Consider the following 13,783-nt stretch of genomic DNA (forward strand, 5'->3'; position numbering starts at 1 on the left):
GGCTAGTATTCAAGCCGCAGTATCGACCGTATCGAAGCGTATCCCATGAAAATGCCAATCGACCAGCGTGTCCAGGTTGATCAGCACGATGGCGGGATTCTTCTCACCGCTGCTGGTGGCTTCTTGCGTGAAATAGCTGGTTGTCACGATATAGCCGCACCACGCTTGGTTTTCTTCTACCACGCCTTTCATCTGCTGAATGGTGGGTCGGCCTACACCATTTTCCGGGGCGTAGCGTTTGCACTGTACAACGATCAGACCCTGTTGGTGGCGGGCAAATCCATCCACCCCGGCATCATTACTCCGCTTTGTTACCCAGGCGAGTAGGCCGGCCTGCATGAAAAAACTCATCACATGCTGCTCAAAAGCATAGGCATCCATGTTCAGCAGCAGTTGACGAACGGCCTGAGCATCTTTGGCATAAGGTTGCTGAAGCGGTTCTGCCATCTCTTGCGACATGGCGTTGCGCATAGATTGGTGGGTGCGTCGCAGCACCTCGTCTCTTGCGATCAGTGCGCCCACGACAGACAGGTAGCTGCTGGCTTCGGTGCTGCTCAAGAACGCTTCCAGGACGGAAGTGACCCCAGCGACGCCCAGGAAAACCATCAGCAGGGCAGGTAAACCAATGGCCGAGCCAAAACCTGCAATGCCTACCGAGTGGCCGCCAATCACCATCCCGGCGCCCAGAGTTGCTGGGATGGCGACCTTGACGGCCAGCGGCAAATCAGCATCTTTGTAGTTCTTGAATACTTCGGACACGCTGTTGAGCAGACTGCGTGCCACGCGGCGGGAGTCGGTGATCTGATAGATTTTCCGGGTCTTTTCGGCCAGCCCTGCATCGTTCTGTGAAAGTGTTTCCCTGGCGATCGTCAACCACGCGATCACATCCAGATGGTCTTGCTCGGTGGAAATGGCCTGCACTGCTTTGATGAATAAAGAAACCAGCCAGTCTCGAATAGACGATGCGGGGTTTCCAATACCTTTTGCCATGTCTCCTGCTCGGCTTGCGGTATGGCTCGCGATACGGCGCGCTCGGTCCATCATGTTCACGAAATACCCCTTGTCGCATTATTTGGGCCACAGCACCCACAGCTTCAGCGGCTGCTTGGTCCGCCCCGCCCGCTCTTCCACCCCATCCCCCCAGCCCCAGAAGTAGTCGGCGCGCACGGCACCGAGGATCGCGCTGCCCGTGTCCTGCGCCAGCACGAGGCGCTGCAGCGGGCGGGCGGGCGGCGGGTTCTGGCTCCAGCCCTGCGGTTCGGTGCTGGCGATCCACACGGGAGTGCCATAGGGAATGCTGTCCTTGTCCACGGCAATCGAGCGGCCCGGTGTCAGCGGCACACCCTGCGCCCCGACCGCGCCGATCGCCGGGTCCGCCAGTGGCTCCTCGCGGAAGAAGACGTAGCGCGTGTTGACGGCCAGCATTTCCTTGATGCGCTGCGGGTTCTGGCGCGACCACTGGCGGATCGCCGGCCAGCTCGCCTGCTCCAGCGTGAACGCGCCTTGCTCGACCAGCCAGCGGCCGACCGACTGGTAAGGCTGGTCGTTGTGTCCCGCAAACGCCAGCCGCACCATGCGCCGTGCGCCGCCCGGCTCGGTGAAGGTCAGCCGGCCAGACCCCTGGATCTGCACCAGCAGCAGGTCCATCGGGTCGGTCAACCAGGCGATCTCGCGGCCCTTCAGGGCGGCTTGCGCGGCGGGCTGGGTGTCGATCTCGCCGCGGGTGAACCAGGGTTTGCGCACGCCGTAATCGGCCGGCAGGCCGTACACCGGCACCGTGTGGCGCTCGGTGCGGACCCGGCTGGCCTCCAGCAGTGGCTCGAAGTAGCCGGTCATCAGGCCGTCCGGCTTGCCCTCTGGGCTCTCGACGCGCCAGGGCTGCAGCCGCGACTGGAGCAACTGCCGCACCTGCACCTCGTTCGGGCCGGGGCCGAGGCGGCGCACCTCGCGGCACAGCGTGTTCCATTCCGACGCGAAGGCGAAGGGGTTGAAGCTGACCGTGCCGGTGGCGATGCTGGCGGCGGCCAGGCCGCGGCCGCTGGTGTTGCCGCCGTTGGTGGCGGTGATCACCTTGTCGCAACTGCGCTGCAGCGCGGGCCAGGCCATCAGCGTCTGGTCCGCATCCCAGCCCGGCAGGTCCGACCACTCGCCGCGGACCCAGCGCCCGCGCGGCGTGGTGCGGATCTGGGCGTCGGTGGCGGCGGGCGGCGGGGTTTGCACCGACGGCGGGATCTCCAGCGGCGGCGGTGGTTCGGGCGCCCGGTGCGGCGTGCTGCCGCAGCCGGCCAGCGTGCCTAGAATCGCGGCCACCAAGGCGGCTCCGATCTGCTGGCGCACACGGTGCGCGCCTGCGGGGCTGTTCGAGAGGAACAAGGACATGACGCTGATCATTCTGGAAGCACTGGGGGCCGGGTTGCTGCTGGTCGGGATCGTCTGGTGGACGATGTTCTCGGGGCGCCGCGGCGGCGAGCGCATCGAGGACACCCCGGAAAGCCCGGACGACCGGCGACTGTAGCGCCTGCCCGCCTCAGCCTGGCCGCAGAAAGCTGCCCGGCGCCTCGCGCAACCGCCGCCGCAGCGCAGCGTACAGCCGCCCGCGGTCGCGCACCTTCAGCCCCCGCGAGCGCAGCGCCAGCCGGAAGGCCAGCGTGAAGCTCACGAGCACGTTGAGCGCCCCTGTCAGCGGCACCGCTGCCACGCACCACCAGAAGGCCGGTTCGTGCAGCACCGGCACCCCCAGCGTGCCCAGCGCCGCCGCGAGCTGGCCCGCCGACAGCGTGACATGGCGCACCTCGATCGGAAGCCCGAAGAAGGCGGCCAGCGTCGGTACCAGTCCGAGCATCATCCCCAGCGAGCAGTTGGCGGCCAGCCCGGAGATGTTGCCGCGCCACCAGTGCGACCAGCGTTGTGCCCGCTCGGCGCCCAGCCAGCGCACGATGCGCGGGTTGTGGGCGATGGCGCTGTCGAGGCGGTGGAAGACGAACCAGTTCTCCCACCAGCCCGCGATCAGGCTCGACAGGAACAGCAGCACGCCCGTGAACGCCGCATAGAGCAGCGTCGGCCCGGCCAGCGTGAGCTTGTCGAGCACCTTGTGTGCCGTGTGGGCGTCGATGAGCGGCGCGCCCTGCAACAACCACGCCGCCCCTTGCGCCAGCAACACGACCGGCGCCACCACCAGCACGTTGCCCAGGATGCCGGCGATCTGGGTGCGGATCAGGTGCGTCACCTCGTCCACGAAGTCCTCGATCGCGGCGTCGCTGTCACCCACGTCGTCGAGCTTGGCGGCCATCGCCGGAGCGGTCATCGCCGGCTGCTTGGTGGCCACCGTCCAGTGCAGCAGGTGGATCAGTACGAAGCTGGCGGCGTAGTTGGCACCCGCCCAGAACCCGGCCCAGAACGCCGACAGCGCCAGTGCCCCGATGGCGAATTTCAGGAACGTGGTGCCCGCGATCACCAGCCCGCCGCCGCAGGCGCGGCGCAGCATGTCGAGGTATTCGTCGCGGGTGCGGGTGATGTAGTGCTCGCCGGTGGCGGCGCTGCGCTCGGCGACCTTGCGGGCGAGCATGGCGTAGTGGTGCGAGAACAGCGCGCCGATGCTGCGCCGCGTCTGCACGCTGCGGGCGAAGGCCACGGTCAGGCGCTGCCATTCGTGCGCGGGTTCGGGCGAGGCCAGGCAGTCCAGCAGGGCCTCGATGCGCGCGATGCGCTCGTGCAGTTGTTCGATCTGGAACACCACGTCCACCGACACGCCCCAGGCGTCGAGGTGTTCCCGCACGCTGGCCGCCGCCGTGCGGCAGGCGTCGAGCAGCACGCGCAGGTAGGTCATCTGCTGTTGCTGCTGCTGTTCCGCAGTGTCCACGGATTCGTCTGCGTCGGAGAGCAAGGCGGCAGCCTGTGCGAGCTGGTGGAAGGGGCGGTCAGCCAGCAGCGCGGGGTCGATGCGTGGCCGGATCGACGCCGACAGCCCGACCGCCCGCACCTGGCTGGCCAGCATCTGCACCGAATCGATCAGCGCCCGGTGCCAGTGCCCGCGGACGTGGTCATCCACCAGCAGGCGCTCGATGCGGGACAGCGTGGGTGCGTCGATGGCACCGAGCCAGTCCGCGTCGCCGGGGTGGTGGAAGACCATCAGGAAGAGCTGGCCGAGATCGCCGGTGTCGGGCGTGCCGGGCAGCGTGACCCTGCGCAGCCGGTCGATCAGCTCGGCGCCGAAGCCCGAGCGCGGCGAGAAACCGAAGTCCGCCAGCAGCGTGCCAGCGTCGGCCGTGGCGAACACCGAGCGCAGCACGGCGCGGCAGCGTTGCGCCAGCAGGGGATCGGTGTCGAGCAGGTCGAGCAGGTGGCGCAGCCGCTCCAGCGGGACCGCCGTGTCGCCGGTGGCCGTGTCGGCGGGGCGCAGCGCGTCCACCAGTGCGATCAGCCAGAGGTGGCGACTGGCGCGCGCCGCACCGGGATCGGCGGCGTCAAGCAGCGCGGGCAGGTCAGCGTCGGGCTGGGCGGCCAGCACCGTGCGCAGTTGCAGCAGCAGCGCCGTCAATGCAGTGCGTGCGCCTGTGACAGCTCGAAGGCAGGGACCGGGGTGTCGAAGGGCCGCGCTTCGTCGGTCATGCAGAAGAAGGTGCCGCGCATCTGCCCGCGGGGCGAGGCCAGCCGGGTCCAGCTCGTGTACTCGAACCGCTCGCCCGGCTTGAGCATCGGCTGGTGGCCGACGACGCCCAGACCGCGCACTTCCTCGGTGTGGCCGGAGGCGTCGGCGATGATCCAGTGGCGCCCGATGAGCTGGGCCGGCACGTCGCCAGTGTTGACCACCGTGATGGTGTACGAGAAGGCGTAGATCCCTTTCGACGCGTCCGAATGCTCGGCGAGGTAGGCGGGGACGGCGGTGCAGGTGAACTGGGGATGCGGCATGGTGCAGATGATAGACGCATGCATTTTTCCACGTTCGCGGCCCACTACCCAGCGTGCGGCAGGGATGGCCCAGCGCGTCGAACAGCCGGTTCCCCGTCCTGGGCGGTGGCATGCCCGACCCGCGTCAGCCCCGACTTCGCCTTGCTGTAGGACAAGGGCGCGATGTCCGCAGGCGGCGCGGGCCTGCCGTGGTGCGTCCTATACTGAAATCTGCATCTGATTCGACAGGCGAACGACATGCCCATGACCGACCTCACCCTCACCCTCCCCATCACCGGCATGACCTGCGGCGGTTGCGTGCGCAGCGTCACCAGCGTGCTGCAGGCGCTGCCCGGCGTCGCGTCCGTCCAGGTCACGCTGGAGCCGGGGCAAGCCGAGGTGCGCTTCGACGCCGCGCAGGTCACGCCTGCGCAGCTCCGCGCCACGGTCGAGGATGCCGGCTTCGACGTCCCGGCATGAGCGGCGGCCCGAAGATCGCGCTCGTCACCGGCGGCCACGCGCGGGTCGGGCTGGCCATCTCGCGGGCGCTGGCGGCGCAGGGCTGGCAGGTGCTGCTGCACGCCTTCCGCGGCGTCGAGCGGGCGCAGGCACTCGACCGTGAACTCAACTCCGTGCCGCTCGGCATCTGGCAAGCCGATTTTGCCGATGTCGAGGCCACGCTCGCGTCCTTCGACCGCCTGCTCGACACCCTGCCGCCACAGGCCGAACTGGCCGTCGTGTTCAACGCCAGCATCTTCGACAACGACGACCGCGACACCGCCACGCTGGCGAACTTCCGGGCCAACCACGCGGTGCATTACGAGGTGCCGGTGCTGGTGACGCTGGCGGCAGCGCGGCGCTTTCCGGATGGACAGGCGCTGATGCTGCTCGACCAGAACGTCGAGAACCTGCACGACCAGTTCCTGAGCTACTGCCTGTCCAAGGGCGCGATGTACGCCGCGCTGAAGCGGCTGGCGCTGACGCTGGCGCCGTTCCGCGTCAACGCCGTCGCGCCAGGGCCGACGCTGCTGCCGCACGGGGCCGATCCCGTCCGCTTCGAGGAGGCCGCCCGAGCCTCTCCGCTGCGCGGCGCGAGCACGCCCGAGGACGTGGCCGATGCCGTCGTCTGGCTGATGGGTGCCGGGCGGGTCACGGCGCAGACGGTCTTCGTCGATGCGGGCCAGCACTTGAAACAGTGGCGCGAGCCGGCCGCCCCGGATCGCCTGTAACCGCGCTGTTCCCTAGAATCCGGGGCATGACGATCCCCATCTACCGCATCGCCCCTTCCATCCTGTCCGCCGACTTCGCCCGCCTGGGCGACGAGGTCAAGAACGTGCTCGCCGCGGGCGCCGACTGGATCCACTTCGACGTGATGGACAACCATTACGTGCCCAACCTGACCTTCGGGCCGATGGTCTGCCAGGCGCTGAAGAAGCATTCGGTCAAGCCGGATGGCACACCCGCCCCGATCGACGTTCACTTGATGGTCTCGCCCGTCGATGCGCTGGCGCAGGCGTTCTGCAAGGCCGGCGCGGATCTGGTGAGCTTCCACCCCGACGCTTCCGCGCATGTGGACCGCACCTTGCAACTCATTCAGGCCGAGGGCGTGAAGGCGGGACTCGTGTTCAACCCGGCCGAGCCGCTGGACGTGCTGGAGTGGGTGATCGACCGGGTGGACCTGATCCTGATCATGAGCGTGAACCCCGGCTTCGGCGGCCAGAGCTTCATCGACAGCGCGCTGCGCAAGATCGAGAAGGCCCGCAAGATCATCGACGCGAGCGGGCGGGACATCCGGCTCGAAGTCGATGGCGGCATCAAGATCGACAACATCCGCCGCGTGGCCGACGCGGGTGCCGACACCTTCGTGGCCGGCAGCGCGATCTTCAACACGCCCGACTACGCCCGCGTGATCGACGCGATGCGCAGCGAACTCGCCCGCTGAACGCCATGTCCGCCGTCTGGTCCGCCCACTGGGCTGCCGCCGAGCCGATCCTGGCCCACGCTGCGCCGGCCGCCGATGCGCGCCAGCACCCGCTCGCGCCGCTGCGGGTGCTCGATCTGTCACGGCTGCTGCCCGGCCCGATGGCCTGCAAGCACCTGGCGGATCTGGGTGCGCAGGTGCTCAAGGTCGAGCCGCCGCTGCCCGGTCGCCCCGGTCTGCCGGGCGATGACGCGGCGTACATGGGACCAGGCGAGGACGGTGTTTCGCACTTCTACCGCGTCGTCAACCACGGCAAGCGCCGGCTGGTGCTCGACCTGAAACAGCCGGACCAGCTCGCCACGCTGCGGGCGCTGGTCGCCGAGGCGCACGCGGTGGTCGAGGGTTTCCGCCCCGGCGTGATGGACCGGCTCGGCCTGGGCCACGAGGCGCTGCGGGCGATCAACCCGGCGATCGTGCTGACCAGCATCAGCGGCTACGGGCAGGAAGGCCCGCTGCGGCTGGCGGCCGGCCACGACATCAACTACTTGTCACTGGCCGGCGTGATCGACCAGACGCGCACGCCCACGCCCGAGGCCCGTCCGGTCTTCAGCCACCTGCAGATCGCCGACCAGCTCGGCGGGGCGCAGACGGCGGCGATCGGCACGCTGGCTGCCGTGCTCGGCGCACAGTGGACGGGGCAGGGGCGCTGGGTCGATGTGTCGATGACCGACGCGGTGCGCCAGCACCAGGTCATCCTCGGCACCGATGCGCTGGCCGATGGCGCGGCGCCGCAGGCCGGGGCGTCGCTGCTCAACGGCGGCGTGCCTTGCTACAACCTTTATCGCTGTGCCGATGACCGCTGGCTGGCGGTGGGGGCGCTGGAGCTGAAGTTCTGGCAGGGCGTGTGCGCGGTGGTCGGGCGCGACGATTGGGCCGAACGGCACTGGAGCCTGGGCGAAGCGCCGGGCAGCGAGGCGGCGCGGGCGCTGACCGACGAGCTGGGGGCGCTGATCGCGAGTCGGCCGCTGGCGGTGTGGGTCGCGCGGTTTGCCGGGGCGGATTGCTGCGTCACACCAGTGCTGGATGCGCACGAGGCGCTGTTCGGGCGGGGAACGGTGACGAAGGATGAGGGGCTGCAGCGGTTGACGGCGCCGGCGGTGACGCTGCGCTGACCGCAGGCGCTGCGTCTGGATCGCATTCCAGCGCAGTTGTTCACACGCGGGCCTGCGCTCGGCTTGCCGACCCTTCGTAGACTGCCGGCACCTCAGACACCGGGAGTTCGCTTGACTGGTTTGACAGGCTTGACCACCGAGGCCGTGCTGGCCCTGGCCCCCGATGCTGCCTCGGCGAAGGCGGCGCGGGGGCTGATGAACGTGTCCCAGTGGCCGACGCTCGGGCATGACGCCGCGGCGGCCTGGGGCGAGTGCCAGGGCAGCGGATCGAAGCCGTATCAGACGCAGGTCGATCTGAGCGGGCCGGTGTTCAAGTGCTCGTGCCCGAGCCGGAAATTCCCTTGCAAGCATGGGTTGGCGCTGTTGCTGCTGCGGGCGCAGGACGCCGGGCGTTTCACCACCAGCGAGCCGCCCGAATGGGTGAGCGCCTGGCTGGAGGGGCGGCGCGCGCGGGCTGACAAGCAGGAACAGAAGCAACAAAACCAGCAGACACAGGCGGTGGCCGAGGCCGCGCCGTCTGCGAATGCCGCCCATGCCGCCGATCCCTCCGCCCGCCAGGACAAACGCTGGCAGCGCATCGACGCCGGGCTGGAGGAGTTGGCACGCTGGCTTGCCGACCGGGTGCGGCGCGGGCTGGCGGTGCAGACGGCGGACAGCGCGGGCGAGTGCAGGACGATGGCCGCCCGCATGGTCGATGCGCAGGCGGGGGCGTTGGCCGGTTGGCTGAACGCGGCCGGCGCCGAGTCCGACAGCGCCGCGTTGCTGGCCCGGCTCGGGCGGCTGCAACTGCTGATCGAGGCGGTGCGTCGGCGGGCGACGCTGGACGCTGGCGTGCTGGCCGACGTGCGTGCCACGCTGGGCTGGCCGCTGGACCGCGACGAGGTGCTGGCGCGAGGCGAGGCGATCAACGACGTGTGGCGCGTGGAGGGCCAGATCGTCGAGGAGCGCGAGCAGCGGCTGGTCGAGCGCCGGGTCTGGCTGTCGGGGCGGCGCAGCGGGCGGCGGGCGCTGCTGCTCGATTTCAGCCACGGCGCGACGGGTTTCGAGACGAGCTGGATCACGGGGCAGGCGCGGGCCGGGCGGCTGGTGTTCTTTCCGTCGGCGGCGCCGCTGCGGGCCTTGTCGGTGCAGCGTGAGGCGGCGCCCGAGGCGGGTCACGCCGGGGCACTGGCCGGGGTGCCGGAGACTTCCGGCTGGCACGACGAACTCGACCGCGCCGCCGCCGCGATGGCCGCGCACGCCTGGCTGCCGCTGTGGCCGCTGCGGCTGGCGGGGGCGTCGATCCGGGTGGTCGAGGACGCGGTCTGGGCGTGTGGCGAGGACCACGCGCTGCCGCTGGCGGTTCCGGCCGATCAGGTGCCGACGCTGCTGGCGCTGTCGGGCGGCGCTGCGGTCGATCTGCACGGCGAATGGGATGGCCGGACGCTGCGGCTGCTGACGCTGCGCAGCGATGAAGGGCTGTGGCAGATCGGCCGCGTCGAGGGAGGCACGCGATGACGGGTTCGATGATGGATCGACTGCTGCCGATCGCGCTGGTGGGCACGGAGCGTTCGCCGGGGTTGCGGGCGCTGTTGCGGGAGGCACCCGCGCCGCTGAACGGGTTGATGCAGGCGCTGGCCGTGGTGCCGGACGAGGACGCAACCGTGCTGCTGCGCGCCGCCGGGGTGCTGGCCGTGGCGGAGCGGGTCGGCTGCGGGGTGGCGTCGGTGGCTTCGCTGCCCGAGGCTTGCGCGCCGGCCCGAGCCGATGCCCGCCCGGCCTTGTCCGCCGAGTCTCATGTGGGCTTGCTGCAGCGGCTGCTGGACGACTCGGTGCCCGACGGCCTGCGCGTCGAGGCGCTGTCGCTGGTCGCCCAACGCGGCTGGCGGCTGCCGGCCACGCTGCTGCCGCCGATGCTGGCGCTGGCGCTGCGGGTGCCGATGCTGCGACCGGCGGTGGGGGCGGTGATGGGCGAGCGCGGGCGCTGGCTGGTGCAGCAGCAGCCGCGCTGGCGTTCGATCGTCGAGCGGCCCGCCGAGCCGACCGAGGACGACTGGGCGCATGGCAGCGGCGCCGCCCGGCTCGCCTTCCTGCAGAACGAACGCCGCTGCGACCCCGCCGCCGCCCGCGAGCGCCTGAGCGCCGAACTGCCGTCGCTGGCCGCCCGCGAGCGAGCTGAACTGGTCGAGGCGCTGGCGGTCGGGCTGTCGTCGGCGGACGAGCCGCTGCTGGTGAAACTGTTGCGCGACCGCGGCGGCGAGGTGCGGGCGCTGGCGGCGACGCTGCTGGTGCGGCTGCCGGACAGCGAGCAGTCGGCGTGGCTGGCGGGGCAGTGGGCGGCGCTGCTGCGGGTCGAGTCGGCGTGGCTGGGGTTGAAGAAACGCTGGCACATCGAGCCGCCCGCCGCCGAAGACCCCGCGTGGAAAACCCGTGGCCTCGACCCGCAGCGCCCGCGCCACGACACCCTGGGCGAGCGCGGCTGGTGGCTGTACCAACTGGCGCGGCTGACGGCGCCGGCGTTCTGGACTGCGCACCTGGGCCTGGCGCCGGCTGAGCTGATCGACTGGGCGCGTGGCACCGACTGGAAGGACGCGCTGCTGCGCGGCTGGCGCGAGGCGGTGCTGGCGGCGGTGGGTTCTGCGGGCGTGGTCGGCGAGCCGGACGCGCAGCCGGGGGCGGTCGAGGCGCGCTGGCTGCTGGCGCTGCTGGCCTGCCGTGACGCGAAGGACTGGCCCGTACAGGAACTCGCCACGCTGCGCAGCCACCTGCCGCTGTCGGCCCGCACGGCGCTGTGGCGCGAGCGGCTGCACGGCGCCCCGGTCGAGGTCGCCACCGAGGTGGTGCAGACCTGCGCCCAGCCGCTGATCGACGGCCGCCCCGAACGCGCCGCGCCGCTGGATCCGGCGCTGGCCGCCGCGCTGTCGGCGGTGATGGTGCGCGACCTGTCCGCGCTGTTCAGCACCCAGACGCTCGACGAACGCCGTGCCGCCGCGTGGCTCGACACGGCCCCTGCGCTGATCGGCTGGCTGCCGCTGTCCTGCCTGGACGCGATCGAGGCGCTGCCCGCACCGACGCCAGCCCCCGCCGAAACCCACACTTGGCTGCATGCCCGCATCGTCACGCTGCACGACCGGCTGCAGCAGGCCGTGGCGCTGCGCCGGGCTTTTCATGCGCTGCCCGTGGCGGCGGTTTCCTCTTCTACCGACTCCCGCTGAACATGACCGAAACCTCTGCCCCCACTGCTTCCGCTTCCGCCGTTCTGCGCCGCCATGCCGAGCACCAGTACGCCGAAGAACTCCACGAACTGCGCCGCGCCGACCGCCGCCAGCGTCCCGACCACTGGGAACTGTCGCCGTGGGCGGTCGTGACCTACCTGCTGGGCGGACGGCTCGACAACGGCTTCGAGGTCAGCCCGAAGTACATCGGCGCCCGCCGGCTGATGGAAATCGCCGTGGCGACGCTGGCGACTGACCGCGGCCTGCTGCTGTTCGGCGTGCCGGGCACCGCGAAATCGTGGGTCTCGGAGCACCTCGCCGCCGCGATCAGCAACAACTCGACCTTGCTCATCCAGGGCACCGCCGGCACGGGCGAAGAGCAGTTGCGCTACGGCTGGAACTACGCCGAACTGCTCGCCCACGGCCCGTCCGAGAAGGCGCTCGTCCCCAGCCCGCTGATGAACGCGATGCGCACCGGCCGCATCGCCCGCATCGAGGAGCTGACGCGCATCCCCGCCGACGTGCAGGACTCGCTGATCACCGTGCTGTCGGAGAAGACGCTGCCCATCCCCGAACTCGGCAGCGAGGTGCAGGCGGTGCGCGGCTTCAGCGTCATCGCCACCGCGAACAACCGCGACAAGGGCGTCAACGAGCTGTCGAGCGCGCTGAAACGGCGCTTCAACACGGTGATCCTGCCGGTGCCGTCGAGCGAGGCGGAAGAGCTGTCGATCGTCGTCAAGCGCGTCGCCGAGATGGGCCGCTCGCTCGACCTGCCCGCCGAGCCGCCCGCGCTGCGCGAGGTCAAGCGGGTGGTGCAGATCTTCCGCGAGCTGCGCAACGGCCAGACCGAGGACGGCAAGACCAAGCTCAAGAGCCCGAGCGGCACGCTGTCCACCGCCGAGGCGATCTCGGTCGTCAGCAACGGCATGGCGCTGGCTGGGCATTTCGGCGACGGCGTGGTCGGGGCGCACGATCTGGCGTCGGGGCTGCTGGGCGCGGTGATCAAAGACCCGGTGCAGGACGCGGTCGTATGGAAGGAATACGTGGAGACGGTCGTGAAGGAGCGCAGCGACTGGAAGGATCTGTACCGCGCCTTCCGCGACCACGGTTGATCCCGATGAGCACGACTCCCGAGGTCCGCTACTTCGGCATCCGCCACCACGGCCCCGGCTGCGCCCGCAGCCTGCAACGGGCGCTCGACGACTGGCAGCCTGATGCGCTGCTCGTTGAAGGCCCGCCCGAGGCCGAATCGCTGCTGCACCACCTCGCCGATGCCGCGCTCGTGCCGCCGGTGGCGCTGCTGGTGCATGCGCTCGACGTGCCGCAGCGGGCGGTGTTCTACCCGTTCGCGCGGTTTTCCCCGGAGTGGCAGGCGCTGCAATGGGCGGTCGGGCGCGGGGTCACGGCGCGGTTCATCGACCTGCCGCGCACGCACGCGCTGGCGCTGGATCAAGCGGAGGCCGAGGCGCTGGCGGAGCCGCCGACCGATGCCGATGAACCTGCCGAGCCACCGGTTCCACGCCGACTGCGAGGCGATCCGTTCGACGACTTCGCCCGCGCCGACGGCCACCCGGATGGCGAAAGCTGGTGGAACCGCTGGATCGAGGAACGCGGTGCCGACGCCGACGCCGACATCTTCACCGCCATCCACGAGGCGATGACCGAGATGCGCCGCGACGAACCCCCGCCCGAACCCCGCGAGGCGCAGCGCGAGGCCCACATGCGCCAGTGTCTGCGCACGGCCCGCAAGGAAGGTTTCGAGCGCATCGCCGTCGTCTGCGGTGCGTGGCACGTCCCGGCGCTGCAGGACGGCGTGTCGAGCGTCAAGGCCGACGCGGCGCTGCTCAAAGGTCTGCCCAAGCTCAAGGTCCAGGCCACCTGGGTGCCGTGGTCGCACCGGCACCTGACCCGCTCGGGCTACGGCGCGGGCGTCGTCTCGCCGGGCTGGTACGACTTCCTGTGGCAGCACGACCCGAAGGCGCATCCGCGTGCGGCCGGCTGGCTCGCCAAGGTCGCCACGCTGCTGCGTGCGCACGAGATCGACTGTTCCAGCGCCCACGTCATCGAGGCGATCCGGCTCGCCGACACGCTCGCCACGCTGCGCGGCCACGCGACGCCGGGGCTGGCCGACCTCGACGAAGCCGTGCGCAGCGTCATCGGGCAGGGCGACGACGCGGTGCTCGGTTTGATCGGGCACTCGCTGCACGTTGGCGAGGCGCTGGGTTCGGTGCCGGCCGATGTGCCGATCGTGCCGCTGCAGCGCGATGTCGAGGCGCAGCAGAAACGCCTGCGCCTGAAAGCCGAGGTGGCGCAGCGGGTGCTGGATCTGGACCTGCGCCAGCCGAACGACCTGGACCGCAGCCGGTTGCTGCATCGGCTGCGGTTGCTGGGGCTCGACTGGGGCGTGCCCGATCGGGGCAGCCGCGGGGCGAAGGGCAGCTTCCACGAGACGTGGCGCTTGCAGTGGGCGCCCGAGTTCGCGATCACGCTGATCGAGGCGAGCCGCTGGGGCACGACGGTCGAAGCCGCCGCGAGCAGCCGCATCGCCGACCGCGTGGCGCAGGAAACGTCGCTGCCGGTGCTGGCCGCACTGGTGGACGACGTGTTGC

At 70.4% G+C, this 13,783-nt stretch carries 13 protein-coding genes; 9 read left to right on the forward strand and 4 right to left on the reverse strand.

Annotated features, from left to right (window positions below):
* Positions 1–9: 9 nt before the first annotated feature.
* Both QZW52_RS09595 and mltA read right to left on the reverse strand, forming a co-directional pair.
* A complete protein-coding gene (locus tag QZW52_RS09595; protein ID WP_293997883.1) occupies positions 10–1,044 on the reverse strand; it encodes a restriction endonuclease in 1,035 nt (344 codons plus the stop codon).
* Positions 1,045–1,068: 24 nt separating this feature from the next.
* Positions 1,069–2,379, reverse strand: a complete 1,311-nt coding sequence (gene mltA / locus QZW52_RS09600; protein ID WP_293997845.1) for a murein transglycosylase A — start codon at positions 2,377–2,379, stop codon at positions 1,069–1,071.
* Here mltA and QZW52_RS09605 point away from each other — a divergent pair.
* Positions 2,378–2,515 (forward strand): hypothetical protein, encoded by a 138-nt coding sequence (locus tag QZW52_RS09605; RefSeq protein ID WP_293997850.1) that lies wholly within the window; start codon positions 2,378–2,380, stop codon positions 2,513–2,515. The two genes, mltA and QZW52_RS09605, sit on opposite strands and share 2 nt — an antisense overlap.
* Positions 2,516–2,527: 12 nt before the next feature.
* Here the strand turns inward: QZW52_RS09605 and QZW52_RS09610 are convergent, their stop codons facing one another.
* Together QZW52_RS09610 and apaG are read right to left on the reverse strand one after the other, a co-directional pair.
* Positions 2,528–4,537 carry a site-specific recombinase gene (locus QZW52_RS09610; RefSeq protein WP_293997853.1) on the reverse strand — a complete coding sequence of 670 codons (2,010 nt, stop codon included), beginning with the start codon at positions 4,535–4,537 and terminating at the stop codon, positions 2,528–2,530.
* Complete coding sequence (gene apaG, locus QZW52_RS09615) at positions 4,534–4,908, reverse strand: Co2+/Mg2+ efflux protein ApaG (protein ID WP_293997856.1); 375 nt, start codon at positions 4,906–4,908, stop codon at positions 4,534–4,536. Before apaG ends, QZW52_RS09610 begins: the two co-directional genes overlap by 4 nt.
* 237 nt (positions 4,909–5,145) lie before the next feature.
* Here apaG and QZW52_RS09620 point away from each other — a divergent pair, with 237 nt between their 5' ends.
* The 8 genes from QZW52_RS09620 to QZW52_RS09655 form a co-directional block, all read left to right on the forward strand.
* Positions 5,146–5,367 carry a heavy-metal-associated domain-containing protein gene (locus QZW52_RS09620; RefSeq protein WP_293997859.1) on the forward strand — a complete coding sequence of 74 codons (222 nt, stop codon included), beginning with the start codon at positions 5,146–5,148 and terminating at the stop codon, positions 5,365–5,367.
* Entirely contained in the window at positions 5,364–6,116 is a 753-nt protein-coding gene (locus QZW52_RS09625; protein WP_293997862.1) for an SDR family oxidoreductase, read from the forward strand. The genes QZW52_RS09620 and QZW52_RS09625 overlap by 4 nt, the downstream gene beginning before the upstream one ends.
* Positions 6,117–6,142: 26 nt before the next feature.
* Positions 6,143–6,829: a ribulose-phosphate 3-epimerase gene (gene rpe, locus QZW52_RS09630; RefSeq protein ID WP_293997865.1), complete on the forward strand. Its 687-nt coding sequence runs from the start codon at positions 6,143–6,145 to the stop codon at positions 6,827–6,829.
* 5 nt (positions 6,830–6,834) lie between these two features.
* Entirely contained in the window at positions 6,835–7,980 is a 1,146-nt protein-coding gene (locus QZW52_RS09635) for a CaiB/BaiF CoA transferase family protein (RefSeq protein ID WP_293997868.1), read from the forward strand.
* 111 nt (positions 7,981–8,091) lie between these two features.
* On the forward strand, positions 8,092–9,477 hold the full coding sequence (locus tag QZW52_RS09640; RefSeq protein ID WP_293997871.1) for an SWIM zinc finger family protein: 1,386 nt from the start codon (positions 8,092–8,094) through the stop codon (positions 9,475–9,477).
* Positions 9,474–11,174, forward strand: a complete 1,701-nt coding sequence (locus QZW52_RS09645) for a DUF5691 domain-containing protein (RefSeq protein WP_293997874.1) — start codon at positions 9,474–9,476, stop codon at positions 11,172–11,174. The genes QZW52_RS09640 and QZW52_RS09645 overlap by 4 nt, the downstream gene beginning before the upstream one ends.
* A gap of 2 nt (positions 11,175–11,176) precedes the next feature.
* Entirely contained in the window at positions 11,177–12,286 is a 1,110-nt protein-coding gene (locus tag QZW52_RS09650) for an ATP-binding protein (RefSeq protein WP_293997877.1), read from the forward strand.
* Positions 12,287–12,291: 5 nt separating this feature from the next.
* Positions 12,292–13,783 (forward strand): DUF5682 family protein (locus QZW52_RS09655; RefSeq protein ID WP_293997880.1); only part of this gene is annotated, 1,492 nt, incomplete at its 3' end.

The sequence above is a fragment of the Sphaerotilus sp. genome, from assembly GCF_013299175.1.
GTDB lineage: Bacteria > Pseudomonadota > Gammaproteobacteria > Burkholderiales > Burkholderiaceae_C > Sphaerotilus.

Coding starts and splice junctions, on each gene's coding strand:
- QZW52_RS09595 (WP_293997883.1), bottom strand. CDS start 1,044: ATGATGGACCGAGCGCGCCGTATCGCGAGCCATACCGCAAGCCGAGCA.
- QZW52_RS09605 (WP_293997850.1), top strand. CDS start 2,378: ATGACGCTGATCATTCTGGAAGCACTGGGGGCCGGGTTGCTGCTGGTC.
- mltA (WP_293997845.1), bottom strand. CDS start 2,379: ATGTCCTTGTTCCTCTCGAACAGCCCCGCAGGCGCGCACCGTGTGCGC.
- apaG (WP_293997856.1), bottom strand. CDS start 4,908: ATGCCGCATCCCCAGTTCACCTGCACCGCCGTCCCCGCCTACCTCGCC.
- QZW52_RS09620 (WP_293997859.1), top strand. CDS start 5,146: ATGCCCATGACCGACCTCACCCTCACCCTCCCCATCACCGGCATGACC.
- QZW52_RS09625 (WP_293997862.1), top strand. CDS start 5,364: ATGAGCGGCGGCCCGAAGATCGCGCTCGTCACCGGCGGCCACGCGCGG.
- rpe (WP_293997865.1), top strand. CDS start 6,143: ATGACGATCCCCATCTACCGCATCGCCCCTTCCATCCTGTCCGCCGAC.
- QZW52_RS09635 (WP_293997868.1), top strand. CDS start 6,835: ATGTCCGCCGTCTGGTCCGCCCACTGGGCTGCCGCCGAGCCGATCCTG.
- QZW52_RS09645 (WP_293997874.1), top strand. CDS start 9,474: ATGACGGGTTCGATGATGGATCGACTGCTGCCGATCGCGCTGGTGGGC.
- QZW52_RS09650 (WP_293997877.1), top strand. CDS start 11,177: ATGACCGAAACCTCTGCCCCCACTGCTTCCGCTTCCGCCGTTCTGCGC.